Raw genomic sequence first — 22,314 nt, forward strand, 5'->3', positions numbered from 1 at the left:
CCTAGGGACGCAGCCTGCGCAGCAGCAGGAGTGACACGCCCCCGAGAAGCCCGGCAACCACCAACGACAACGCCGACTCGATCGCCTGGAACCGCCAGAACGATCTGTCCTCGTGATAGCGCGTCTCGTAGGCCTCCGCGCCCTGATCCCGAATGCACTGGATCTCGATGTTGCGACGTTCCACGCTCTGGCGGTCGGAGTACTCCTCGTACTCGGCGACCGTCTCGAATTCGCTCAGATCCCTGTAGTTCTGGGTCCAATTGCAGTCCATCAAGTCGACGGGCACCGGACTGCCGTTGCTGTCGACGTAGTCGGCCGAGAATTCCCATCGTGGGAACAAGCTGATCGAGTCGCCTGGTCTGTAGTAGTCCGGAGTACCGCCGTACACGTCGTTCACCTTCTGTTCCACCGATACTCGGTCTGTCTGGGGAGTCGCATAGTGCTCGCGTAACTGCGTCGGCAGCAGTGCCAGGAATACAGTCGACACGATGACGGTCGTGATCATCGCAGCGATCGTGTTCCGCATCGCGAGTGCGCATGCCGAACCGACCATCAATCCGACGGCCGTGTACGCGCCTGCGACGAATCCCGTGGCTCCGAAGATGGGAAAGTCCAACCGCGATTCATTCGACCCCGCGAAGGACATGGCGAAGGTATCGGGTGCAGTGTTGTACTTGGCTGCGAACAGCACGCATCCGAGCACCGTCATCGCCCCGACGATCGGTGCGAACACGACGAGAATGCGCACGCTGTACCACCGTCGTCGGCTCACGGATTGACTCAGACCGAGTACATGGGTGCGACGTTCGAGATCGCGGGAGAAGACGGTCACCCCGACGAATGCCCCCAGGACGACGGGCAAGACGATCGCCGAAAGTATTGCTATCGTCTGCATGTTTCCGACGGTGCAGTCGGACGAATCGAAGGATCGGCAATTCTGCAGATACGGTGACGGAATCACACCGCCGCCGATCACCGTGACGGCAATGGTGATCGCAGCCAACAGAAGTGGCGTCAACACCCCGAACAGGATGGTCGCGCGAAATTGTCTCCAAGTCACCCAGATCATCAGCTGGTCTCCGTTCCGAGGTGGGCGAGTACGACGTCGTCGAGGGTGGCGTTCTCGACTGTCCACCCCGGTGGTGTCGTTCTCGGTTGTTTGCCCTGTACGACGAATGTTGTTGCCCCGGAACCGAACACCACGGACACGATGGTGCCGTCCTCGACCGACGGGTCGGCGTCGGAGCTGCCGGCGAGAAGGTAGTGGTCGGCGGTGATGGCGTCGAGGTCCCCGTCGAGTCGCATTCGCCCACCGCGTAGCAGCAACAGCCGGTCGGCGACGTCGACGAGCTCGGACAGCACGTGTGAGGACAGCACGATCGTCGTACCGTTCTCGGCTGCATCGCGCATCAGGGTGCGTGCCACCGCCCTGCGAGCGACCGGATCGAGATCGGCAAGCGGCTCGTCGAGCAGCAGTACTTCGGGTCGACGCCCGAGTGCCAGTGCGAGGGCAATCCGCGTGCGGTGGCCGGGGGAGAGGGACTTGACCCGAGCGGAGGTGGCGATTCCGGCGGCGTCGACGATTTCCTTCGCGTACGCATCGTCCCAGTGCGAGTTCGTGTTTCGGCCGAATCGCAGCAGTTCGGCGACGGTGAAGTGTGGGTAGAGGGGCTTGTGCTGCGCCAGATAGGACAGGCCGGGCGAGATTCCGCGTTGGGTAACGCCCTCACCCAGAACCCGAATGGTTCCGCTGTCCGGTGTCAGCAGGCCGACGGCCAGCGACAGCAGCGTCGACTTTCCGGCACCGTTGGAGCCGACCAACGCTGTGACGCTTCCTCTTTCGACTGCGAACGAGCATCCGTCGAGGACGGTCTTCCTGCGAAACGATTTGGCCACCTCGTCCATGGTGAGCACCGCGTCGGTCATGTTTCGTCTCTTTCGGTTCGGTCGAATTGCTTGTCGAGTGCGGCGGTGACGATGGCTTCGAGGTCAGGTCTGTCCAGTCCTGCGGCCGTGCAGTGTCGGATCCAGCGGTCGAGTTCGGTCTCGAGCGCCGATCGTTCGGCCATGCCGGGTTTTGCGAGCGAGGCGACGACGAACGTCCCGGAACCGGTTCGTGGTTGGACCAGCCCGTCGCGTTCGAGTTCTCGGTACGCCTTGAGGACGGTGTTGGGATTGATGGCCAGCGCCGTGACCACTTCTTTTGCTGTCGGCAGTCGGTCACCGACGGCGAGTGTTCCCAGTCGTAGGGCCTGTTTGGTCTGCAGTATCAGTTGGACATAGGTGGGAATGCCGGACTGACGATCGATACGGTAGGCGATCACCGCGTTGGCCGTGACGGCTGGGGGATGCGCCGCCATCTCCGACCCGCAGCAGACCCGAGACTTCTTCGCCCGGGGCCAGTCCTACTACCGCTCGCGCAGAATCGCAGTGGCTGTGCCGCTCGACATCGCAGTGACAACGCCGCTCGACGCGGGGTAGTGGGCAATCGGCACTCGGTACTGTGGGAAAGAAGATCACGTACTTTCTCGAGTAGGGATGACAGATGGCTGTGGGCTCCGACCGATTCTGGCGTGTACTCGGCCGCTCTGCGCAGAAGGCGCAGAGCGCGTCGCGTCGGCGCGTCGAGCAGGCCGGAGACCATGCGAGCTGGGCTTCGGGCTTGTCGGACGCCGAATTGGTCACCGAGGCCGCTGCGTTGCGGGCCCCGAGCGCATCGAAACTCGACGTTCCGCGGTGCCTGGCGTTGACGCGTGAGGCGAGCGACCGCACGCTCGGCATGCGACCGTTCGACGTACAACTTCTGGGAGCCGAGCGACTTCTCGCCGGTGACGTGGTGGAAATGGCGACCGGCGAAGGAAAAACGTTGTCCGGGGCCGTGGCTGCGGTGGGATACGTTCTGTCCGGTCGCAGGGTTCACGTCATCTCGGTCAACGACTTTCTCGCACAACGTGATGCGCGGTGGATGGCTCCGCTGTTCGAGGCTCTGGGTATCACCGTCGGTTCCATCGCCGAGTCGTCCTCCGCGCAGGAACGTCGTGATTCCTACGCGTGCGATATCACCTACGCGTCGGTCAATGAGGTCGGATTCGATGTTCTCCGTGACCATTTGGTCGACGATCGTGCCGATCTGGTGTCGCCCGTCCCGGATGTCGCACTGATCGACGAGGCCGACTCGGTGTTGGTCGACGAAGCGTTGGTGCCGTTGGTGTTGGCCGGCTCGGTATCGGGTGACGTGTCGACCTCGACGGTGATGGACGCAGTCCGCCTGTTGGACAAGGGGATCGACTTCGACACCGATGCCGAAGGACGCAATGTGTTCCTCACGGACGAGGGTGCGCTTCGGCTCGAGAAGGAACTCGGCGGAATCGATCTCTACTCCGAACAGCACGTCGGATCGACTCTCGTTGCGGTCAATGTAGCGCTGCACGCTCAAGTGCTGGTGCAACGCGATGTCGACTACATCGTGCGTGACGGACGTGTTCAGCTGATCAACGCTTCCCGTGGCCGAGTGGCTGACCTGCAGCGTTGGCCGGACGGGTTACAGGCGGCCGTGGAGATCAAGGAGGGGCTCGAGCCCACCGAGACCGGTGAAATTCTCGACACGATCACGGTGCAGGCGCTGATCAACCGGTATGCCACCGTATGTGGAATGACCGGCACGGCAATGGCGGCGGGGGAGCAGCTGCGTACGTTCTACGGGCTCGGCGTCTCGGTCATCGAGCCGAACGTGCCGACGGTGCGCGTCGACGAGGTCGACCGGGTGTACGACACGGTCGAGCACAAGAATGCCGCAATTGCGCAGCAGGTCAAGGAAATTCACGAGACCGGGCAACCGATACTCGTCGGAACCCACGATGTTGCGGAGTCGGAGACGCTGGCGACGATCCTCGCGGAATCCGGTGTGGACGCCGTCGTACTCAACGCCAAGAACGACGCCGAGGAGGCCGCGGTCATCGCTGCCGCCGGAGTGCACGGCGCGGTCACCGTCTCGACGCAGATCGCCGGGCGCGGAACCGACATCAAGCTCGGGGGACCGGAGGGGACCGACCGCGACCGCATCGCCGAGTTGGGTGGGCTGTTCGTCGTCGGTACCGGCCGCCACACCACCGAGCGGCTCGACAATCAATTGCGAGGACGTGCGGGCAGGCAGGGCGACCCGGGCCGTTCGGTGTTCTTCGGCAGTTGGGAGGACGACGTCGTCAAGAACAACATCGGTGACAAGGACGCGCCGAAAGGCGTCGACGACAGCGGCCTGTTCACCTCTGCCGCCGCAGCCGATCGAGTCGATCATGCCCAGCGCATCGCCGAAGGACAGATGCTCGAAATACACTCGCGTACCTGGCGCTACAACCAACTGACGGCGCAGCATCGGGAGATTCTGGACCGTCGTAGGGCAGCGTTGCTGGACACCGGAGAGGCGTTGGCTCTGCTCGAGGAGCAGTCGCCGACGCGATCGAAGGAACTTCGCGAGAACGTGTCGGAGGAGACCCTCGTGGTGGTCGCCCGCCGAATCGTTCTTCACCACCTCGACCGCGCGTGGTCGGACTACCTAGCGCACCTGGCCGACGTGCGCGAGAGCATCCACCTCCGTGCGCTGGGTCGCGAGAATCCACTCGACGAGTACCACCGAATTGCGGTCGAGGCCTTCAAGACTGTCTCCGCCAAGGCCATGGATCTGTCCCACGCGACATTCGAGTCGGCCGAGATCACCTCCGACGGAATCGATCTCGACAATGCCGGTATGCGCCGACCGACGTCGACGTGGACGTACATGGTGCACGACAACCCGTTTGCCTCCCGCGGAAATGCCGGTGCGGCCGGTCTGGGGCCGATCTTCGGTGGCTGACGCGCGCCGGGCACTGCTCGCTCTCGCCTGTGGCGTGAGCGTGTTGGCCTCGGGCTGCACCGATTCGTACGGGGAATTCCCGGCAGACAAGAATTACACCTCCGTCGATGCCGACGGTTCCTACACCCCGGTCTCGGGTACAACGATCCGGCTCGAGTTCGCCGACGACCGCATCTCGGCCGAAGCCGGATGCAACAGGTTGTTCGGCACCGTCGACACTTCGCTGGGGACGCTCACCGTCGATTCCCTGGGTGCCACGCGGATGGGGTGCCCGGCCGAGCTCATGGAGCAGGATCGGTGGCTGTCGGAGTTTCTGTCCTCGAAGCCGAAATGGTCCAGAGAAGACGACACGATGACTCTGGACAACGGACGCGACCGAATCGTGTTCACCGAATCCTGACGGAGCGTGGTTCGGACGCGGCGTGGCGCACGCCGTCCAGAAAGAGCCGGAGACCGAAGTCGAATTTGCTGGTGGGATCGGGGCGCTCGAACATCGGGGACGCGTCGGCGGTCAGCGCCCCGGCCGAGTCCATCTGGAGCCGAGCCTGTTCGTCCACGGTATGGCCGAGCACGTAGTACAGCAGCGTATCGGCGGTCAGTTCGGCGTCGACTCTGGGCAACCCGGCACGAATGCAGACCGCGGCGATGCGTTCACGGATGCGGTTGGTGGTGAGCCGCGAGGCGTAGGTGGAGGCGACCAGTTCGGCTCCGTCGCGCCGGGAGAGCAGCGCGTCGCGAAGTCGATGTGCGATCTGCGAGATCTGCGCGTCCCACAGTTCTTCCGTCGACGGTGCGTCGGCACCGGACAGTATGTGATCTGCGATCGCTCCCAGCAGCGTCTGCTTGTTGGGGAAGTGCCAGTACAGCGCTCCGGGTTGGACGTGCAGTGAGGTCGCCAGGCGGCGCATGGTCAGATCCGCGAGGCCGTACTCGTCGAGAATGGCTATTGCACCGTCCAGGACGTCCTGCCTGCGTAGCTGCACTTCCTACCCCTGCCGTTCGACGCGGTGTTTCGCTTTGACAGTAGCCGAGTGCGGTGCCTAACGTGAACGCCGTTCAACTTGAACGGTGTTCAATTCCGAGACCGTTCGACGACGAGGGGACCGGTATGGACATATTGCGTACGGCGCGCCTGCAGGTGCTCGACAACGGCATCGCGCTCGATCGATCCCAGGTGCTCGAGGTACTCGAGCTCGGAGAGGACCGTCTCGAAGAGACGATGCAACTGGCGCACGAGGTTCGGATGCGATGGTGCGGACCGGAAGTGGAGGTCGAGGGGATCGTCAGCCTCAAGACCGGAGGCTGCCCCGAGGACTGCCACTTCTGCTCGCAGTCGGGCCTGTTCGCCTCTCCGGTGCGGGCGGCCTGGCTCGATATTCCGGCGTTGGTCGAGGCGGCGAAACAGACCGCAAAGACCGGAGCCACGGAGTTCTGCATCGTGGCCGCAGTGCGGGGTCCGGACGCTCGACTGCTCGCGCAGGTCGCCGCAGGAATCGAGGCCATTCGCGGCGAGGTCGACATCGACATCGCTTGTTCGCTGGGCATGCTCGACCAGGATCAGGTCGACCAACTCGCCGCAATGGGTGTGCACCGCTACAACCACAACCTCGAGACCTCGCGGTCCTACTTTCCGAACGTGGTCACCACCCATACCTGGGAGGAACGCTGGAACACACTGCGGATGGTCCGCGAGGCCGGCATGGAGGTCTGTTGCGGAGGCATCCTCGGTATGGGCGAGACGCTGGAGCAGCGAGCCGAGTTCGCAGCCGATCTCGGCGCTCTCGAACCCGACGAGGTTCCCCTGAATTTCTTGAACCCACGTCCCGGAACGCCGTTCGGAGATCTGGACGTGCTGCCTGCATCGGATGCGTTGCGAGCCGTTGCCGCCTTCCGGCTGGCCCTGCCGCGGACGATTCTTCGATTCGCGGGCGGCCGCGAGATCACTCTCGGTGATCTCGGAGCTCAGCAGGGAATTCTGGGCGGCATCAACGCGATCATCGTCGGAAACTACTTGACGACGCTCGGTCGTCCCGCCGAGGAGGATCTCGATCTTCTCGGGGAACTGCAGATGCCGATCAAAGCGTTGAACTCGACGATCTGATGCGCGTATTAAGGTGGGTCGAATGACGAGCGAGAGCCGGTACGACCCGCACACCGGTCGGCCTGTCGAGGTCGGTACGGATGCGGGGGCACCGTCGTTCTCGGTTGCCGTCGGTCTCGGGCTGGAGCCGCCGAGGTACTGCGACCGGTGCGGTCGCAGGATGGTGGTGCAGATCGTGCCCGACGGATGGACGTCGGTGTGCTCGCGGCACGGCCTGATCGATTCCGCCGCGACGGGTAGACGTTAGGTGACGACCTCGTCTGCCGTCGAGACTCCGGAGCGGCGTCGAACGCTTCGCTTTGTGGCTCTGGTCGGCGGTGTGACGATCGCGCTGTCCGCCGTCGGCGGTCTGCTGTGGGGATTCCTGGCACCGAGCCAGCAGTTGCTCGTCGTCGCGCAGGACAGAGGAGCAACACTGACCGGGGAGAGTCTGCATCGATTCGACGCTCTCGCCCTGTTCGTCCTCGTCTCGTTCGCTCTCGGCATTCTCGTGCCGATCGGGTGGTGGCTGTGGATTTCCCAGCGGGGTCCACGGCTGTTCGTGGCCGTGTTCGTCGGGTCGTTCGTCGGCTCGATCGCAGCAGTGCTGGTGGGCAACGGCGTTGCGGCGCTGCGATTCCCGAGGGCGGACGAGCCGGCCGTCGGATCGATCGTCCGGGTTGCACCGAGTATCGACACGCCAACGGCACTGATCGTGCAGGCGCTGACGGCGTCGTTGGTGATACTGCTGCTCGCGGCGATGAATCCCGACGACGATCTGCAGCACCCCGATTCCGATCCCGAGCTCGACGAGATCGAATTCGACGTCGCTCCGCCGCCGCCGTCGTTCGACTCGCGGGTACCCGACTGACGGCGGATCTCGTTCATGCCTGTGGTGGCCGCAATGCCGCGAACTCGTCGGTGACGCGAATGCTGTTGTCGGCGAACCGGAACAATGCTGGAGGCCGTCCACCCGCTCGACCCGACGGTGCACGCCGTCCGGTGGGTTCGATGACGCCGCGGCGGCTCAGTACCCGTTGCAGATTGGTGGCGTCGACCTGATAGCCGAGGGCTGCGCCGTAGATTTCGCGAAGCGTCGAAATCGCGAATTCTGCAGGAGCGAGGGCGAATCCGATGTTGGTGTACGACAGTTTGGCGACCAGTCGATGCCGTGCGTGCTCGACGACCGTTCCGTGATCGAACGACATGGCGGGCAGCTCCGACACCGGGTACCAGGTCGTATCCGCGGGCAGGGTCGGCTCGGCCGCGATCGGTACGAGGCCCAGGAACGTCGACGCGATTCGGCGATCTCCCGGCACTCTGTCGGGCTCGCTGAAGATGGACAGCTGCTCGAGGTGTGCCACCTTGCGTACGTCGACCTTCTCGGCGAGCTGTCTCCGCGCGGACGTGGCCAGGTTCTCGTCGTCGCGCAGGGTGCCCCCGGGGAGTGACCAGGTGCCCGCCTCGGGGTCGAGTGCACGCTGCCACAACAGGACCGCCAGTTCAGGGGTGTCGGGGTCGGAAAAGACCCGAACTTGGAACACCGCAATGAGTACTTCGTGGACGGTGCTACGATGAATCATGTTTTCGATCATAAGTCGAAAACTCCCTCGGAGGAAATTCGGTCACCGACGACCGGATGATCGGTGAAGGAGAACCGTCATGACCAGCAGCGCTACCCAGGTGAACTTCCTGGACTCGGCTTTCGCCGGAGTCCGCGACATCGTCGATGGAGCCGGTGGTTACGGGGGAGTCGACGCGTCGGCTGAATGGGCCGCGGAAGTGCGACGGCTCGCCGATCTGCGAGGCGCGACCCTGCTGGCGCACAACTACCAGCTGCCTGCGATTCAGGACGTTGCCGATCACGTGGGTGATTCGCTCGCGCTCTCGCGTATGGCCGCCGAGGTATCCGAGGACACCATCGTGTTCTGCGGCGTGCACTTCATGGCCGAGACTGCCAAGATCCTGAGCCCGCAGAAGACGATCCTGATCCCGGACCAGCGTGCGGGTTGCTCGCTCGCCGACTCGATCACTGCCGAGCAGTTGCGCGAGTGGAAAGCAGACTTCCCGGATGCCGTCGTCGTCTCCTACGTCAACACGACCGCTGAGATCAAGGCGCTCACCGATATCTGCTGCACCTCGTCCAACGCGGTCGAGGTCGTGCAATCGATCGATCCGAGTCGCGACATCCTCTTCCTGCCCGACCAGTTCCTCGGGGCTCATGTCAAGCGCGTGACCGGGCGCGAGAATCTGCACATCTGGGCCGGTGAATGCCACGTCCACGCAGGCATCAACGGCGACGAGCTCGCCGAGAAGTCTCGGACCCACCCCGATGCGGAGCTGTACGTGCATCCCGAATGCGGTTGCGCCACCTCGGCTCTCTACCTCGCCGGCGAAGGATTCGTGCCCGCCGACAAGGTCAAGATCCTTTCCACCGGCGGCATGCTCGACGCGGCCCGCGCCACCGAATCCAAGCAGGTTCTGGTCGCCACCGAGATCGGGATGCTGCATCAACTCCGCAGGGCTGCACCCGATGTCGACTTCTTGGCCGTCAACGACCGCGCGTCGTGCGGATACATGAAGATGATCACGCCCGCCGCGCTGTTGCGCTGCCTCGTCGAAGGGCGCGACGAGGTCCACGTCGACCTCGAAACGGCGAACATCGCCAGCAAGTCGGTGCAACGCATGATCGAGATCGGCACACCCGGCGGCGGCGAGTGAACCCGTCGGTCGCCTGGGAAACCGCGGCCGACCTCGTCGTCGTCGGCGGCGGAATCGCCGGACTGACCGCGGCTCGCACGGCCGCCGCTCGCGGTCTGCGCGTGCTGACGGTCAGCAAGGGCAGTTCGGTCGACACCGCGACCAAGTATGCGCAGGGCGGAATCGCAGTCGTCGGCACCGATCTCGGCGACTCGATCGATGCGCACGTGTCGGATACCTGCGCAGCAGGCGCGGGCCTGTGCGACGAGGATGCGGTGCGTTCCATCGTGTCCGGCGGCCGTGCGGCGATCGCGTCGCTCGAAGTCGCCGGCGCACATTTCGATCGTGCGCCCGACGGTTCGGTTTCCCGCACCCGAGAGGGTGGCCACAGTGTGCGCCGAATCATCCATTCCGGCGGCGATGCCACCGGAGCGGAGGTACAACGCGCACTGGACTCCGCAGTGCCTTCGGTGGAATTCGACACCACGGCGCTGCGTGTACTGACCACCGACGGCGCGGTGGCCGGACTCCTCGTGCGCGGGCCTCGCGGTGTCGGCGTCGTTCGCACTCCGACGGTGTTGCTCGCGACAGGCGGCCTGGGACAACTGTTCTCGTGCAGTACCAACCCGGCCGGTGCCACGGCCGACGGCATTGCACTGGCCCTCGATGCGGGCGCACGGATCGCGGATCTGGAGTTCGTTCAGTTCCACCCGACCGTGCTGTTCGCCGCAGGGTCGACGGGCCGTCGCCCGTTGATCAGCGAAGCGGTGCGCGGAGAGGGTGCACGCTTGGTCGATGCCACCGGCCGCGCATTCATGGACGGTGTTCATCCCATGGGCGACCTCGCTCCACGCGACGTGGTCTCGCGTGCCATCGCCGAGTTGCTGTACCGCAGCGGCGACGACCACGTGTTGCTGGACGCCCGTCGCGTGGAGCACGTGCGTGAGCGTTTCCCGACCGTGACGGCATCGTGCCTGGACGCCGGCATCGATCCCGCAACGGATCTCATCCCCGTGGCACCCGCCGCGCACTACTCGTGCGGAGGGATCGTGACCGACACGTTCGGACGGACGTCCGTCTCGGGATTGCTTGCCGCGGGCGAGGTGGCGCGCACCGGGCTGCACGGTGCCAACCGGTTGGCGTCGAACAGTCTGCTCGAGGGTCTGGTGGTCGGCGAACGCGCTGCGCTCGTCGCCGCGGAGCGGGTCGGAACCACCGTCGCCGTGTCCGATACCGCACTGCCTGTCTACCGGCGGATCGATCGCGCGGTACTGCAGCGAACCATGACCACGCACGTCGGTGTCGTCCGCGATGCGTCCGGTCTTGCGGCGGCACAGAACGTGCTGGCACACGGCGTGGTGTCGGAACCGCCGGTCGACGGCGTAGCGGTCGAGGATGCCGCCCTGACGGCAGCGGCAGACGTGATCGTGCTGGCTGCGGCGCACCGCCGAGAGAGCCGAGGGTGTCACACCCGACGGGATTTCCCGGACAGCATGCCCGAGTACCGACGGAGCCTGTATGTCGAACGCGACGACGAGGGACGACTGACGATCGTGAACGATGACGTGATGACGGGAGCAAGCTGACATGACCGGTACTGCCGACGAAGTGAACCCGGGAGTCGACCGCGACGAGGTTCTCGCACTCATCCGCACCGCGCTCGACGAGGATCTCCGGTACGGGCCGGATATCACCACCATGGCAACGGTTCCCGAGGGCGCCGTGGCCACGGCGTCGGTGGTGTCTCGACAGTTCGGCACCCTCGCGGGCCTCGATGTCGGACTGCTGGTTCTCGACGAGGTGATCGGTTCGGGCGCGTACTCGATCCGCCACAGGACTGCCGACGGATCGAATGTCGAACCCGGACAGGCTGTTCTGACGGTCGATGCTCCCACCCGTGGCTTGCTCACCGCCGAGCGCACCATGCTCAATATCGTCTGTCACCTGTCGGGTATCGCAACCGCCACGGCCGGCTGGGTCGCCGAGGTCGCAGAGACCGAGTGTCGCATTCGAGACAGTCGAAAGACGTTGCCCGGACTGCGATCGCTGCAGAAGTACGCGGTACGGGCGGGCGGCGGGGTCAACCATCGTATGGGTCTCGGTGACGCCGCGCTGATCAAGGACAACCACGTCGCGGCGGCCGGCTCCGTCGTCGCTGCCCTGCGAGCCGTGCGTGCCGCTGCGCCGAACATCGCCTGCGAGGTAGAGGTCGACAGTCTCGAACAACTGGACGAGGTGCTCGCCGAGAACGTCGAACTCGTTCTGCTGGACAACTTCGCGCTGTGGCAGACGCAGATGGCAGTGCAGCGCCGCGACAAGTTCGCGCCGGACACCAAGTTGGAATCCTCGGGTGGACTGACCGTCGACGTGGCTCGGGATTACGCGCGTACGGGGGTCGACTTCCTGGCGGTGGGCGGTCTGACACACTCGGTGACAGTGCTCGACCTCGGCCTGGACATGTAGCCGAGCCTCACGATTCGAGGAAGACGTTCGAAGATGGAATTGCAGAGTGCCCGTCTGGACAGCTGGATCTGGGCGGTGCGACTGTTCAAGACGCGGTCTGCCGCGGCCGCAGCCTGTCGCGGTGGGCATGTCCGCGTCAACGGCACCCCCGCAAAGCCCGGCCAACGCGTCGGGCCGGACGACGAGATCCGGCTGCGCGTGGAGGGTGTGGAGAAGATCGTCGTCGTCGTTCGGGCCATCACCAAACGCGTCGGCGCGTCGGTGGTAGCCGAGTGCATGATCGATCGCAGTCCGCCGCCGCCACCGAAAGAGGTTCTGGCGTCGGTTCCCCGACGCGACCGCGGAACGGGCCGTCCGACCAAGCGGGATCGACGGGACATCGATCGGCTACGGCTGCGCCCCTCGTAGTCGTGAGCGAGGGCGATGCCCGGCTAGCGTCTCTTCCCGCTGCGGCGTGCGTTCGTTTTGGTCTTGACGACCGGTCGAGCCGGTTTGGAGGGCTGCGCCTTCTTCTTCTTGACGGGCGCGTCGTCGGACGATCCGCGTGAACTTCGCGTGGACCGGCCCCGCACGATGCCGATGAATTCTTCGATGCGGTCGTCTTCCCGCTCCGCCACCCAGGCCAGTGCGATCTGTGTCTGCTCGACGTCGGTGACCGGGCGGTACACGAGATCTTTGCGAGCGTTGAATCGCGCAACCGAGTGCGGGACGATCGCCACGCCCAGCCCAGCGGCCACGTACTCGAAAGTCTCCGCTGTGCTGGTCATCGGTGGCAGTGCGGGACGATCGCCGGTGCTCAGTTCTGTTGCAACAGCGGCCCATTCGGGCACCGTGGTCGGATCGGCGAGCAAGTGTTCGTCGGCGAGGTCGAGAGCTGTGACCGAGTCGAATGCTGCGACCGCATGGTCTTTGGGCACCACCACGACCTGGACTTCCTGGTACAGCCCGATGGCGTTCAGACCTTCACGATCGATCGGCGGCCTGACGAAGCCGACGTCGACCGTTCCATCACGCAGATGAGACACCTGCGTGTCCGGAGTCGTGGCCACGACGGACAAGGCGACATCGGGAAACCGATCGGCCCAGATTCGCGTCCACTTGGTCAGTGTTACGCCCTCGGCGTATCCGATGGTGAAACTGCGCGGCTCGCCGGCAGCAACCTGTGCAACCTCCGAACGCCGATCGTCCTCGGCGATCTCGACCAACGCGCGTTCGAGCAGATCGCGTCCGTCGGCGGTGAGTTCGGTGGGGGAGGCACCCGGCACGAACAGGTCGACGCCGAGCAACTCTTCGAGTTCCACCACGGTCTTGCTGAGGCGGATTCGGGAGATTCCGAGCGACTGAGCAGCGCGGGCGAAATGCAGTTGTTGCGCCACTGCCGCATACCAGCGCAGTGTCTGCACATCGATGTTCACGGAGTCGAGCCTATGGGACGGTGCACGAAGCGCGGGACGGTGGCGTCGGGACCGCCGATTGCCGGATAAGCTGGTCCGGTGAGCCCGGAGAACAAACAGCAGACCATGAAGCCATTGACCGCGGCGAACAAGCTCGGCATCTATCTACCCGCAGCGCCGGAAGAGTTCCAGAACTCGATGATCAGCAGATCCGACCTGGACGCCCTGCGCAGCGATCCGCCGCAGTGGCTGACCGACTTGCAGACCGACGGACCCTTCCCCCGCGACGTGATCGCGAAGAAGCTCGACGTGTCCATCGCCGGATTGGCACGCGGCGGAGTCACCGAAGCGTTGACCAGTGTGGAGATCGAGGAACTGATCGCCAGCCCACCGCAGTGGCTGGTACGCGAGCGTCGGACTCAGATCCAGGTTCGCAAGAATGCCGAGCGCATCAAGGAGAAGCAGGAAGCGCGTCGCACCGCGGGCAATCGGCCCACGAAACTACGCAACCTCTAGGGAGCGACGACTCCGTCGAGGTAGCGCCACCGGCCGTCGACCCGGACGAAACGGCTGATCTCCGACATCGTGCCGGCACCGTCGGGATGCTTGTACCGTGCCTCGAACTGCACGGTGCCGGTCTCGTCGAAAAGTCCGCCTGCGTCGGCAGCGAGGACGTCGAGCCGATACCACCGTTGGTCGGGGTCCAACTCCAGCTCAGCCGGAGCGGTGTCGGGATGCCAGGACGTCCGCAGGTAGGCGACGTCGCCGACGGCAAACGCGGTGAAGCGCGAGCGCATCAGCTTCTCCGCCGTCGGTGCATCGACGGGGCCCGTCAGGTACGGCTCGCAACACGCATCGAACGTGTCGCCGCTCGAACACGGACACCGTGTACTCACTCGTCGACCTCCACTTCGACTGTGTACGTGCCGAGTTCGTGCTCGTCCCGCTTACCCACGTCCTGAATCCAGGTGTTGGCTTCGAGCAGAGTGTCGAACAGCCCCAACGGAATCGGATCTCCGCCGAGCGCATTCTTCATGATCACGCGGTATTTCCTCATGGGGTCACCCTTCGTACCGTGGCCAGAAATGTTGCGGCGGCAAAGAACAGGCCGGCGAACGTGCGGTTCATGGTCTTCTGCTGACGGTGGGACCGCATCATGCGGAGGACTCGCGATGCCAGAGAGGTGTAACCGGTCATCACCAGCATGTCGACGACGACCATGGTCGCCGCGATGGCGAGATACTGGGTGATCAGCGGCCGCGCTGGGTCGAGAAACTGGGGCAGCACAGCGACCATGAACACGACGGCTTTCGGGTTGCTCGCGTTGACGAGAAATCCTCGCGCGAGCATCGTCGTGCCTCGATCCGCCACCGCGGGGGCGTCCGCTACTTCGGACGGAGCCGACCGCCACTGGCGAATGCCGAGGTAGACCAGATAGGCGACACCGAACCACTTGATCGCGGTGAAGGCCAGGGCCGAATTGGCCAGGACAGCACCGAGTCCGACTGCGACGATGCCGATCTGGACCAGCAGGCCGATCTGCAGCCCGAAGATGTTCCAGTAGCCGCGGCGCAGGCCGTAGCGCAGACCTGTGGACATCGACGCGATGGCTCCGGCTCCGGGAGACAGACTGATGACGATGCTCGCGCCGAGGAAGGCGAGCCACACTGACCAGGACATGTGTTCATTGAACTACGCCCGTCAATTCGCATTCTGCGCGGTGGCCGGGTGTCGATACGGTCATTGCGGGGTAGACGCTGCAGATGGCAGACATCAGAACCATCGACAGCGGTCCCCAGCAGGTCACGAGACAGACCGAGGTTCGGGCACCGGCAGCCGAACTGTTCGACATCGTGGCCGATCCCACCCGGCACGGCGAGCTGGACGGATCCGGCACAGTCAAGGACACCGTCCGTGGACCCGAGAGGCTGAGCAGCGGCGCGAAATTCTCCGTCGGCATGAAGCAGTACGGCGTGCCGTACAAGATCACCAGCACCGTGACCGAATTCGTGGATGCGGATCGACACAAGATCATCGAGTGGCAGCACCCGATGGGCCACAGCTGGCGCTGGGAATTCGAGGAGAAGCAGCCGGGCCTGACCACTGTCACCGAGAGCTTCGTCTACGGCACCGCCAAGGTTCCGAAAATGCTCGAGTTGTTCAAGATGCCGCAGAAGAATGCGCAGGGCATCACGAGCACACTGCACAATCTGGCTGCTCGTTACGCCTGACCTCTCGGACAGCCCGTGGCGGTACGGGCCCTGCTCTACAGTGACCCGCATGCCGATCGAACCCGATACCAAGAACTGGACGTGGGTCCTCGACAGTGCCTGCCCCGACTGCGGGTTCGACTCGAGCTCCGTCGAATACGACGCCGTACCCGCGTTGATCCGCGCTGACGTGGATCGGTGGATCGCAGTGCTCCGTCGCGAGGACGCGGCAGTGCGTCCCGACGATTCGACATGGTCGGCGCTCGAATACAGCGCACATGTTCGGGATGCACACCGCATATTCCGCACTCGGTTGGCGCTGCTGCTGACCGAGGACGACCCCGAGTTCGACAACTGGGACCAGGACGCCACGGCCGTGGCCGAGAACTACAACGCACAGAATCCGGCGACGGTGGCGTCGGAACTCGGGGAAGCGGCACATGCATTGGCCGACGCCTTCTCGGCTGTGCCGCCGGAAGACCGTGATCGCAGAGGGCGACGCAGCGACGGTTCCCACTTCACCGTCGAAACTCTGGCGGCCTACTACATTCACGATCCCATCCACCATCTGTGGGACGTGCGGGGCTGAGCCGAATTCGGTGGAACTATCCTGGTGGTTCGGACAACACTGATTCGACCGAACCCCGGCACCGAACCGACTCCACGAAGGGGCCCACTATGCCTGCCCGCATCGAGCTCGCCCGCGTCGATCTACGCGGACGAACTCCATCCACTGCCGAACTACGCGGCGCTCTTCCCCGAGGCGGAGTGGATGTCGATTCGGTGCTGCATCAGGTTCGTCCCGTCGTCGACGCAGTCAAGGACCGTGGGGCCGACGCGGCCCTCGAGTTCAGCGAGAAGTTCGACGGAGTCCGACCGGACCGCGTTCGGGTTCCGCAGCAGGAATTGGTTCGAGCTCTCGACGAGCTGGACCCGGCCGTCCGGGCCGCCCTCGAGGTCGCGATCGAGCGAACCCGACTGGTGCACTCGGATCAACGTCGCACCGACCACACCACCCAGGTGGTGCCCGGCGGCACGGTGACCGAGCGCTGGATTCCGGTCGATCGCGTGGGTCTCTACGTGCCCGGTGGCAACGCTGTGTACCCGTCGTCGGTCGTGATGAACGTGGTGCCTGCGCAGATCGCTGGCGTCGGTTCGCTGGTGGTGGCGTCGCCGCCGCAGAAGAACTTCGGTGGATTACCCCACCCGACGATCCTGGCGGCCGCGCAGCTCCTCGGAGTCGACGAGGTCTGGGCCGTCGGCGGCGGTCAGGGCATCGCCCTGCTGACGTACGGCGGTGTCGACACCGACGGCGAAGAACTGGCACCGGTCGATCTGATCACCGGCCCGGGCAACATCTACGTCACGGCGGCCAAGCGACTGTGTCGTTCGCTCATCGGAATCGACTCCGAGGCAGGCCCTACCGAGATCGCGATTCTCGCCGACGGCACCGCGGATCCGCTGCACGTCGCAGCAGACCTGATCAGTCAAGCCGAGCACGACGTGATGGCCGCGAGTGTGCTGGTGACCGACAGCCTCGAGCTCGCCGATGCCGTCGACGAAGCTGTCAATGCGCAGATGGCGTCCACCCGGCACGCGGAACGCGTCACCACGGCGCTGAGCGGCAGCCAGTCCGGAATCGTTCTGGTCGACGACGTCACACAGGGCCTGGCCGTGGTCAACGCCTACGCGGCCGAACACCTGGAGATTCAGACGAAGGACGCGTCCGACGTCGCCGCTCGCGTGCGCAGCGCCGGCGCTGTATTCGTGGGGGCGTGGTCACCGGTCAGCTTGGGTGATTACTGCGCCGGGTCGAATCACGTACTGCCGACGGCCGGGTGCGCTCGGCATTCGTCCGGCCTGAGTGTGCAGACGTTCCTGCGGGGGATCCACGTGGTGGACTACAGCGAGGCCGCACTGAAAGATGTTGCTGCGCACGTCATTGCGCTGGCCAACGCCGAAGATCTCCCGGCTCACGGTGAGGCCGTTCGGCTGCGTTTCGAGGGGTTGCGTACCGGTGGTACATCATGAGTGATGCTCTGGGGCAATCAATTTCGCTCGACGATCTGCCGTTGCGCGAGGTGCTGATCGGCAAGTCGCCGTACGGCGCGCCGCAGCTCACCGTGCCGGTTCAGTTGAACACCAACGAGAATCCACACCCGCCGACGCAGGCACTGATCGACGACGTTGCCGAATCGGTGCGCATCGCCGCGGCGCAGCTACACCGGTATCCGGATCGCGACGCAGACGACTTGCGAGCCGACCTGGCGCGTTATCTCACCGGGCAGACCGGCTTTGCGGTCGACACTGCCAACGTGTGGGCGGCCAACGGCTCCAACGAGATTCTGCAGCAACTCCTCCAGGCCTTCGGTGGGCCGGACCGTACCGCGCTGGGTTTCGTGCCGTCGTACTCGATGCACCCGATCATTTCGTCGGGGACTCAGACCGAGTGGATTCCGGCGCAGCGTCGGGCGGATTTCTCTCTCGACGTCGACTACGCCGTGCAGGCGATCGAGGAGCGTAAGCCGGACGTCGTGTTCGTGACCAGCCCCAACAATCCGACCGGGCACAGTATCGACGAGGCAGATCTACGTCGAATCCTCGACGCCGCACCGGGAATCGTCGTGGTCGACGAGGCGTACGCCGAATTCTCCTCGGCGGCAAGCGCAATCGGATTGATCGAGAGCTACCCCAGCAAGATCGTCGTCAGTCGGACCATGAGCAAGGCGTTCGCGTTCGCCGGCGGACGGCTGGGATACCTCGTTGCGGCCCCGGCCGTGATCGACGCAATGCTGTTGGTGCGCTTGCCCTATCACCTCTCGGTGGTCACACAAGCCTCCGCTCGGGCCGCGTTGCGGCATGCCGACGACACCCTCGCGAGCGTGGCCGAACTGTCGGCCGAACGCGATCGTGTTGCCGAAACACTCGCCGACCAGGGATACGACGTGATCCCGTCCGACGCCAACTTCCTGCTCTTCGGCCGATTCGCCGATGCCGCCCGGACGTGGCAGCGATATCTCGACGACGGCGTGCTCATCCGGGACGTCGGAATTCCCGGGTATCTGCGTGTCACCATCGGACTCGCTCACGAGAACGACCGATTCCTTACCGTCAGCTCGGAACTCGCATCGACCGAAAGAGCAGAGGCACTGCAGTGACCACACCCGCTCCCCGCATCGCCAAGATCGAGCGCACTACCAAGGAATCCGACATCTCCGTCGAGCTGAACCTCGACGGCACCGGCATCGTCGACATCTCCACCGGCGTGCCGTTCTACGACCACATGCTCACTGCCCTCGGCACCCATGCCCGCTTCGATCTCACCGTGCGGGCCAAGGGCGACATCGAGATCGAGGCGCATCACACGGTCGAGGACACTGCGATCGTGCTCGGGCAAGCGCTGGGACAAGCCCTCGGCGACAAGTCCGGCATCACCCGCTTCGGCGACTCGTTCATTCCGATGGACGAGACACTCGTGCATGCGGCGGTCGACGTGTCCGGCCGTCCCTACTGCGTGCACACCGGCGAGCCGGACTACATGGTGCACTCGGTGATCGGCGGCTACCCGGGTGTTCCGTACTCCACCGTGATCAACAAGCATGTGTTCGAGACCTTGGCGTCCAACGCTCGGATCGCGTTGCATGTCCGCGTCATCTACGGCCGCGACCAGCACCACATCACCGAGGCGGAGTTCAAGGCCGTCGCTCGGGCGCTGCGTCAGGCCACCGAATACGACCCTCGGGTCACCGGAATTCTCTCCACCAAGGGCAGTCTGTGATCGGTCGAGCGGTGCTCGTGCGTTGAGTGGTCTGAGTTCGATTCGTGGCCTCCCGGCCGCGATGGCCATGGGTGCGGCCGCGTTCGGCGGCTGGGGCCTGCTGCTCCCGGTGGTTCCGCTGGCGGTGTCGCAATCGGGTTCGTCCGACGCGGTGGCGGCAGCCAGCACCGCGATCTTCATGGCCACCACGGTCATCACCCAACTGTTCGTTCCCTCGATGCTGGTTCGCGTCGGCCATCGGCCCGTGCTCGCGGCCGGTTGCCTGCTTCTGGGTGTTCCCGCGTTGCTGTTCATCGTGTCGGTGCAGGCCGTACCGGCACTCGCCGTGTCGGCGCTACGGGGTACGGGTTTCGGAATGTTGACGGTCGCCGGGGCCGCCATCGTCGCCGAGTTGGCACCGACCCACTTGCTCGGCCGCGCGACGGGAGCACAGGGAATCGCGGTCGCGTTGTCGCAGATGGTGACGTTGCCGCTGGGCCTGGTGATCTTCGCGGCCAGTCCGACGGCGGTGTTCGTCCTGGGGGCTCTGGTTCCCGCTGCGGGCTTGATCGGGGTGGCTCTGTTGCCGCCGACCCGGCCTGCACCGCAACCGGCTCGGGTCGACCGGGTCCGCCTCGACGCCAGGCGATTCCTGGTGCCGTGCCTCGTCGTTGCGTCGGTGTCGGCGTCGTACGGCGGCATCACCAGTCTGCTGCCGATCGCCGAATCCGAGCGAGCCGCGATGATCGGTGTGGCCCTCGCCGTGGTCAGTGCCGCGATGTTGGTCGGTCGATATGCCGCCGGCTCGGTTGCCGATCGCATCGGAATCGGCCGGTCGGTGGTGCCTGCGCTCATCTCCGCGGCCCTGGGCGTCGGCCTGTTCGCCGTTGCCGCCGCGGGTGCCATGCCTGCCGCACTGTTCTTCGTTGCCGCGGTGTTGTTCGGAATCGGCTACGGCGCATGCCAGAACGACAGTCTGGTGATGGCCTTCGATGCGGCGGGGCCCGCTCGCTACAGCAGCGCCAGCGCGGTGTGGAACATCAGCTTCGATGCCGGTACCGGCGCAGGGGCGCTCGCCCTCGGTGTGGTCGCGACGAGTGTGGGCTACACCGCCGGGTTCACTGCAGGTGCAACCACCGTTGCCGTTGTCGCGGCGGTGGCACTGATCGCGCGTCCACGTCCCCGATAGACTCGTTCCATGACTTCTGTGGTGTTGCTCGACTACGGCTCGGGCAATCTGCACTCGGCGAAAAGGGCGTTGGCCCGCGTCGGTGCCGACGTGACGGTGACCTCCGACTTCGACGAAGCCCTGAATGCAGAAGCGCTGGTGGTTCCCGGGGTCGGTGCATTTGCCGCCTGTATGGAGGGTCTGACGGCCGTTCGAGGTGAGCGCATCATCGGGCGTCGTCTCGCGGGTGGCCGCCCGGTACTGGGAATCTGCGTCGGCATGCAGATCCTCTTCGATCGCGGTGTCGAGTTCGGCGTCGAGGCGGACGGGTGCGGCGAATGGCCGGGCACTGTCGAACGCCTGCAGGCGGACGTGCTCCCGCACATGGGTTGGAACACCGTCGAGGCTCCGGAGAACAGCGTGTTGTTCGACGGCATCGACCGCGAGACACGGTTCTATTTCGTCCATTCCTACGCCGCGCAGCAGTGGGAGCTCGAACCGAGCGAGACCATCGCCGCGCCGTTGCTCACGTGGGCCGATCACGGTGGCCGCTTCCTCGCTGCCGTGGAGAACGGCGCGCTCTCGGCCACACAGTTCCACCCGGAGAAGTCCGGCGACGCCGGTGCCGCGTTGCTCGAGAACTGGGTTCGATCGGTGTGAGCGAACGCGAGTTCTCGCTCGGCCGGTTGGCGTTTCGAGCGCTCGGGGCGGCAGTTGCGGTACTTGCCCTCGCGACCGTGTCGATTGCTGTGTGGCAGCCCACCGCCGGCGTTGCTCTGCTCATCGCGTTGGCCGGAGTTGTCGGGGCGATCACGGCCATGGGGGTCGTGTCCACGCGCATGACGCGCAAGGAACTCGGTCCCGACAGCTGACGGTCCGTCCCGGCGGCCTGCGGATCCGGGCAGTGCTGACCCGTTTTGAATTCGACGCGAGTCGGCCCGTAGCATAACCGCACGTGAGCCTGGTCTTATTGCCTGCTGTCGATGTCGCAGGCGGCGAAGCTGTCCGTCTCGTTCAAGGGGAAGCCGGTAGCGAAACGAAGTACGGTTCGCCCCGTGATGCCGCCCTGGCGTGGCAGAACGACGGCGCCGAGTGGGTCCATCTGGTGGATCTCGATGCCGCGTTCGGGCGCGGGTCCAACCGTGAACTGTTGGCCTCGGTGGTCGGTGAGCTCGATGTGAAGGTCGAGCTCTCGGGCGGAATTCGCGACGACGATTCCCTGCGCGCCGCCCTCGCAACCGGATGCGCACGCGTCAACCTGGGTACGGCGGCTCTGGAAGACCCCGAGTGGTGCGCTCGCGCGATCGGCGAATTCGGCGATCGTGTCGCGGTCGGCCTCGACGTGCTGATGGTGGACGGCGCGCCTCGTCTGCGTGGCCGCGGTTGGGTCAGCGACGGCGGTGGCCTGTGGGAGGTACTCGAGCGGCTCGAACGCGACGGCTGCTCGCGGTACGTCGTCACCGACGTCACCAAGGACGGCACCCTGACCGGCCCGAACCTCGAACTTCTCGCCGACGTGTGCGACAGGACCGACAAGCCGGTCATCGCGTCCGGCGGCGTGTCGACGATCGCCGACCTCGAAGCGATCGCCGGACTGGTCGACCGTGGCGTGGAGGGATCCATCGTCGGAAAAGCCTTGTACGCCGGGCGTTTCACACTGCCCGATGCCCTCTCGGCAGTGTCTCGGTAACGA

The 22,314-nt window shown here is 65.0% G+C and carries 28 protein-coding genes; 19 read left to right on the forward strand and 9 right to left on the reverse strand.

Translation table 11 applies throughout. The features are described from left to right. Position 1 precedes the first annotated feature (1 nt). Genes RFA01S_RS18010 through RFA01S_RS18020 form a run of 3 tightly spaced genes read right to left on the reverse strand, consistent with a single transcriptional unit; the run spans position 2 to position 2,360 of the window. Positions 2–1,069 (reverse strand): ABC transporter permease, encoded by a 1,068-nt coding sequence (locus RFA01S_RS18010; protein WP_032406695.1) that lies wholly within the window; start codon positions 1,067–1,069, stop codon positions 2–4. Further along, positions 1,069–1,926, reverse strand: a complete 858-nt coding sequence (locus RFA01S_RS18015) for an ABC transporter ATP-binding protein (RefSeq protein ID WP_032406694.1) — start codon at positions 1,924–1,926, stop codon at positions 1,069–1,071. The genes RFA01S_RS18010 and RFA01S_RS18015 overlap by 1 nt, the downstream gene beginning before the upstream one ends. Next, the gene (locus tag RFA01S_RS18020; protein WP_238325067.1) at positions 1,923–2,360 is read right to left on the reverse strand and encodes a GntR family transcriptional regulator; all 438 of its coding nucleotides are present in this window, start codon (positions 2,358–2,360) and stop codon (positions 1,923–1,925) included. Before RFA01S_RS18020 ends, RFA01S_RS18015 begins: the two co-directional genes overlap by 4 nt. Positions 2,361–2,545: 185 nt before the next feature. On the opposite strand from RFA01S_RS18020, the gene secA2 reads away from it, so the two are divergent. Beyond that, a complete protein-coding gene (gene secA2 / locus RFA01S_RS18025; protein ID WP_032406693.1) occupies positions 2,546–4,849 on the forward strand; it encodes an accessory Sec system translocase SecA2 in 2,304 nt (767 codons plus the stop codon). Beyond that, positions 4,842–5,249 (forward strand): META domain-containing protein, encoded by a 408-nt coding sequence (locus RFA01S_RS18030; RefSeq protein ID WP_052054876.1) that lies wholly within the window; start codon positions 4,842–4,844, stop codon positions 5,247–5,249. Before secA2 ends, RFA01S_RS18030 begins: the two co-directional genes overlap by 8 nt. Here RFA01S_RS18030 and RFA01S_RS18035 read toward each other — a convergent pair. Further along, positions 5,236–5,832, reverse strand: a complete 597-nt coding sequence (locus tag RFA01S_RS18035) for a TetR/AcrR family transcriptional regulator C-terminal domain-containing protein (RefSeq protein ID WP_027497309.1) — start codon at positions 5,830–5,832, stop codon at positions 5,236–5,238. The genes RFA01S_RS18030 and RFA01S_RS18035 overlap by 14 nt on opposite strands. A gap of 125 nt (positions 5,833–5,957) precedes the next feature. Here RFA01S_RS18035 and bioB point away from each other — a divergent pair, with 125 nt between their 5' ends. Genes bioB through RFA01S_RS18050 form a run of 3 tightly spaced genes read left to right on the forward strand, consistent with a single transcriptional unit; the run spans position 5,958 to position 7,800 of the window. Next, complete coding sequence (gene bioB / locus RFA01S_RS18040) at positions 5,958–6,950, forward strand: biotin synthase BioB (protein ID WP_032406692.1); 993 nt, start codon at positions 5,958–5,960, stop codon at positions 6,948–6,950. 22 nt (positions 6,951–6,972) lie between these two features. After that, entirely contained in the window at positions 6,973–7,197 is a 225-nt protein-coding gene (bsaP, locus tag RFA01S_RS18045) for a biotin synthase auxiliary protein BsaP (protein ID WP_032382834.1), read from the forward strand. Beyond that, positions 7,198–7,800 carry a DUF2567 domain-containing protein gene (locus tag RFA01S_RS18050; protein WP_032406691.1) on the forward strand — a complete coding sequence of 201 codons (603 nt, stop codon included), beginning with the start codon at positions 7,198–7,200 and terminating at the stop codon, positions 7,798–7,800. A gap of 13 nt (positions 7,801–7,813) precedes the next feature. Here RFA01S_RS18050 and RFA01S_RS18055 read toward each other — a convergent pair whose 3' ends face one another. Beyond that, complete coding sequence (locus RFA01S_RS18055; RefSeq protein ID WP_032406822.1) at positions 7,814–8,512, reverse strand: NUDIX hydrolase; 699 nt, start codon at positions 8,510–8,512, stop codon at positions 7,814–7,816. Positions 8,513–8,591: 79 nt separating this feature from the next. Here RFA01S_RS18055 and nadA point away from each other — a divergent pair, with 79 nt between their 5' ends. From nadA to RFA01S_RS18075, 4 genes are read left to right on the forward strand one after another with little or no spacing between them, the layout of a single operon-like run. Continuing rightward, on the forward strand, positions 8,592–9,650 hold the full coding sequence (gene nadA / locus RFA01S_RS18060; RefSeq protein ID WP_048318691.1) for a quinolinate synthase NadA: 1,059 nt from the start codon (positions 8,592–8,594) through the stop codon (positions 9,648–9,650). Further along, the gene (locus RFA01S_RS18065) at positions 9,647–11,215 is read left to right on the forward strand and encodes an L-aspartate oxidase (protein ID WP_032406690.1); all 1,569 of its coding nucleotides are present in this window, start codon (positions 9,647–9,649) and stop codon (positions 11,213–11,215) included. The genes nadA and RFA01S_RS18065 overlap by 4 nt, the downstream gene beginning before the upstream one ends. A gap of 1 nt (position 11,216) precedes the next feature. After that, positions 11,217–12,092: a carboxylating nicotinate-nucleotide diphosphorylase gene (nadC, locus tag RFA01S_RS18070; protein WP_032406689.1), complete on the forward strand. Its 876-nt coding sequence runs from the start codon at positions 11,217–11,219 to the stop codon at positions 12,090–12,092. Positions 12,093–12,125: 33 nt separating this feature from the next. Continuing rightward, positions 12,126–12,500, forward strand: coding sequence for an RNA-binding S4 domain-containing protein (locus RFA01S_RS18075; protein WP_032368080.1), 375 nt, complete (start codon positions 12,126–12,128; stop codon positions 12,498–12,500). A 23-nt stretch (positions 12,501–12,523) separates the two neighbouring features. On the opposite strand, the gene RFA01S_RS18080 is transcribed toward RFA01S_RS18075, so the two are convergent. Further along, complete coding sequence (locus RFA01S_RS18080; RefSeq protein ID WP_032370322.1) at positions 12,524–13,507, reverse strand: LysR family transcriptional regulator; 984 nt, start codon at positions 13,505–13,507, stop codon at positions 12,524–12,526. 78 nt (positions 13,508–13,585) lie between these two features. Here RFA01S_RS18080 and RFA01S_RS18085 point away from each other — a divergent pair, with 78 nt between their 5' ends. Continuing rightward, positions 13,586–14,002 carry a DUF5997 family protein gene (locus RFA01S_RS18085; protein ID WP_081371363.1) on the forward strand — a complete coding sequence of 139 codons (417 nt, stop codon included), beginning with the start codon at positions 13,586–13,588 and terminating at the stop codon, positions 14,000–14,002. Here RFA01S_RS18085 and RFA01S_RS18090 read toward each other — a convergent pair. The 3 genes from RFA01S_RS18090 to rhtB are packed head-to-tail and all read right to left on the reverse strand — an operon-like array spanning position 13,999 to position 15,166. Beyond that, positions 13,999–14,382 carry a YchJ family protein gene (locus tag RFA01S_RS18090; RefSeq protein ID WP_032370323.1) on the reverse strand — a complete coding sequence of 128 codons (384 nt, stop codon included), beginning with the start codon at positions 14,380–14,382 and terminating at the stop codon, positions 13,999–14,001. The two genes, RFA01S_RS18085 and RFA01S_RS18090, sit on opposite strands and share 4 nt — an antisense overlap. Continuing rightward, complete coding sequence (locus RFA01S_RS27855) at positions 14,379–14,543, reverse strand: hypothetical protein (protein ID WP_169879459.1); 165 nt, start codon at positions 14,541–14,543, stop codon at positions 14,379–14,381. Before RFA01S_RS27855 ends, RFA01S_RS18090 begins: the two co-directional genes overlap by 4 nt. Continuing rightward, complete coding sequence (rhtB, locus tag RFA01S_RS18095; RefSeq protein ID WP_027497297.1) at positions 14,540–15,166, reverse strand: homoserine/homoserine lactone efflux protein; 627 nt, start codon at positions 15,164–15,166, stop codon at positions 14,540–14,542. The genes RFA01S_RS27855 and rhtB overlap by 4 nt, the downstream gene beginning before the upstream one ends. An 83-nt stretch (positions 15,167–15,249) precedes the next feature. Here rhtB and RFA01S_RS18100 point away from each other — a divergent pair, with 83 nt between their 5' ends. From RFA01S_RS18100 to priA, 9 genes are all read left to right on the forward strand, one after another. Then, positions 15,250–15,717: an SRPBCC family protein gene (locus RFA01S_RS18100; RefSeq protein WP_027497296.1), complete on the forward strand. Its 468-nt coding sequence runs from the start codon at positions 15,250–15,252 to the stop codon at positions 15,715–15,717. A 49-nt stretch (positions 15,718–15,766) separates the two neighbouring features. Then, positions 15,767–16,285, forward strand: a complete 519-nt coding sequence (locus tag RFA01S_RS18105; protein ID WP_032406820.1) for a DinB family protein — start codon at positions 15,767–15,769, stop codon at positions 16,283–16,285. An 89-nt stretch (positions 16,286–16,374) separates the two neighbouring features. Continuing rightward, complete coding sequence (gene hisD, locus RFA01S_RS18110; protein WP_032374524.1) at positions 16,375–17,727, forward strand: histidinol dehydrogenase; 1,353 nt, start codon at positions 16,375–16,377, stop codon at positions 17,725–17,727. Next, entirely contained in the window at positions 17,724–18,854 is a 1,131-nt protein-coding gene (locus tag RFA01S_RS18115; protein ID WP_032406688.1) for a histidinol-phosphate transaminase, read from the forward strand. The genes hisD and RFA01S_RS18115 overlap by 4 nt, the downstream gene beginning before the upstream one ends. Beyond that, positions 18,851–19,474, forward strand: coding sequence for an imidazoleglycerol-phosphate dehydratase HisB (gene hisB, locus RFA01S_RS18120; protein ID WP_027497292.1), 624 nt, complete (start codon positions 18,851–18,853; stop codon positions 19,472–19,474). Before RFA01S_RS18115 ends, hisB begins: the two co-directional genes overlap by 4 nt. A 61-nt stretch (positions 19,475–19,535) precedes the next feature. Next, positions 19,536–20,642: an MFS transporter gene (locus RFA01S_RS18125; RefSeq protein ID WP_032386917.1), complete on the forward strand. Its 1,107-nt coding sequence runs from the start codon at positions 19,536–19,538 to the stop codon at positions 20,640–20,642. A 9-nt stretch (positions 20,643–20,651) separates the two neighbouring features. Then, positions 20,652–21,281, forward strand: a complete 630-nt coding sequence (gene hisH, locus RFA01S_RS18130; RefSeq protein ID WP_032386916.1) for an imidazole glycerol phosphate synthase subunit HisH — start codon at positions 20,652–20,654, stop codon at positions 21,279–21,281. After that, on the forward strand, positions 21,278–21,493 hold the full coding sequence (locus tag RFA01S_RS18135; RefSeq protein ID WP_027497289.1) for a hypothetical protein: 216 nt from the start codon (positions 21,278–21,280) through the stop codon (positions 21,491–21,493). The genes hisH and RFA01S_RS18135 overlap by 4 nt, the downstream gene beginning before the upstream one ends. Before the next feature lie 83 nt (positions 21,494–21,576). Further along, entirely contained in the window at positions 21,577–22,311 is a 735-nt protein-coding gene (gene priA, locus RFA01S_RS18140; RefSeq protein WP_032370327.1) for a bifunctional 1-(5-phosphoribosyl)-5-((5-phosphoribosylamino)methylideneamino)imidazole-4-carboxamide isomerase/phosphoribosylanthranilate isomerase PriA, read from the forward strand. Positions 22,312–22,314 lie beyond the last annotated feature (3 nt).

The sequence above is a fragment of the Rhodococcoides fascians NBRC 12155 = LMG 3623 genome (assembly GCF_001894785.1).
GTDB lineage: Bacteria > Actinomycetota > Actinomycetes > Mycobacteriales > Mycobacteriaceae > Rhodococcoides > Rhodococcoides fascians.

Coding starts and splice junctions, on each gene's coding strand:
- RFA01S_RS18010 (WP_032406695.1), bottom strand. CDS start 1,069: ATGATCTGGGTGACTTGGAGACAATTTCGCGCGACCATCCTGTTCGGG.
- RFA01S_RS18015 (WP_032406694.1), bottom strand. CDS start 1,926: ATGACCGACGCGGTGCTCACCATGGACGAGGTGGCCAAATCGTTTCGC.
- RFA01S_RS18020 (WP_238325067.1), bottom strand. CDS start 2,360: ATGGCGGCGCATCCCCCAGCCGTCACGGCCAACGCGGTGATCGCCTAC.
- secA2 (WP_032406693.1), top strand. CDS start 2,546: ATGGCTGTGGGCTCCGACCGATTCTGGCGTGTACTCGGCCGCTCTGCG.
- bioB (WP_032406692.1), top strand. CDS start 5,958: ATGGACATATTGCGTACGGCGCGCCTGCAGGTGCTCGACAACGGCATC.
- bsaP (WP_032382834.1), top strand. CDS start 6,973: ATGACGAGCGAGAGCCGGTACGACCCGCACACCGGTCGGCCTGTCGAG.
- RFA01S_RS18055 (WP_032406822.1), bottom strand. CDS start 8,512: ATGATTCATCGTAGCACCGTCCACGAAGTACTCATTGCGGTGTTCCAA.
- nadA (WP_048318691.1), top strand. CDS start 8,592: ATGACCAGCAGCGCTACCCAGGTGAACTTCCTGGACTCGGCTTTCGCC.
- nadC (WP_032406689.1), top strand. CDS start 11,217: ATGACCGGTACTGCCGACGAAGTGAACCCGGGAGTCGACCGCGACGAG.
- RFA01S_RS18075 (WP_032368080.1), top strand. CDS start 12,126: ATGGAATTGCAGAGTGCCCGTCTGGACAGCTGGATCTGGGCGGTGCGA.
- RFA01S_RS27855 (WP_169879459.1), bottom strand. CDS start 14,543: ATGAGGAAATACCGCGTGATCATGAAGAATGCGCTCGGCGGAGATCCG.
- rhtB (WP_027497297.1), bottom strand. CDS start 15,166: ATGTCCTGGTCAGTGTGGCTCGCCTTCCTCGGCGCGAGCATCGTCATC.
- RFA01S_RS18100 (WP_027497296.1), top strand. CDS start 15,250: ATGGCAGACATCAGAACCATCGACAGCGGTCCCCAGCAGGTCACGAGA.
- RFA01S_RS18105 (WP_032406820.1), top strand. CDS start 15,767: ATGCCGATCGAACCCGATACCAAGAACTGGACGTGGGTCCTCGACAGT.
- hisD (WP_032374524.1), top strand. CDS start 16,375: ATGCCTGCCCGCATCGAGCTCGCCCGCGTCGATCTACGCGGACGAACT.
- RFA01S_RS18115 (WP_032406688.1), top strand. CDS start 17,724: ATGAGTGATGCTCTGGGGCAATCAATTTCGCTCGACGATCTGCCGTTG.
- RFA01S_RS18125 (WP_032386917.1), top strand. CDS start 19,536: ATGGCCATGGGTGCGGCCGCGTTCGGCGGCTGGGGCCTGCTGCTCCCG.
- hisH (WP_032386916.1), top strand. CDS start 20,652: ATGACTTCTGTGGTGTTGCTCGACTACGGCTCGGGCAATCTGCACTCG.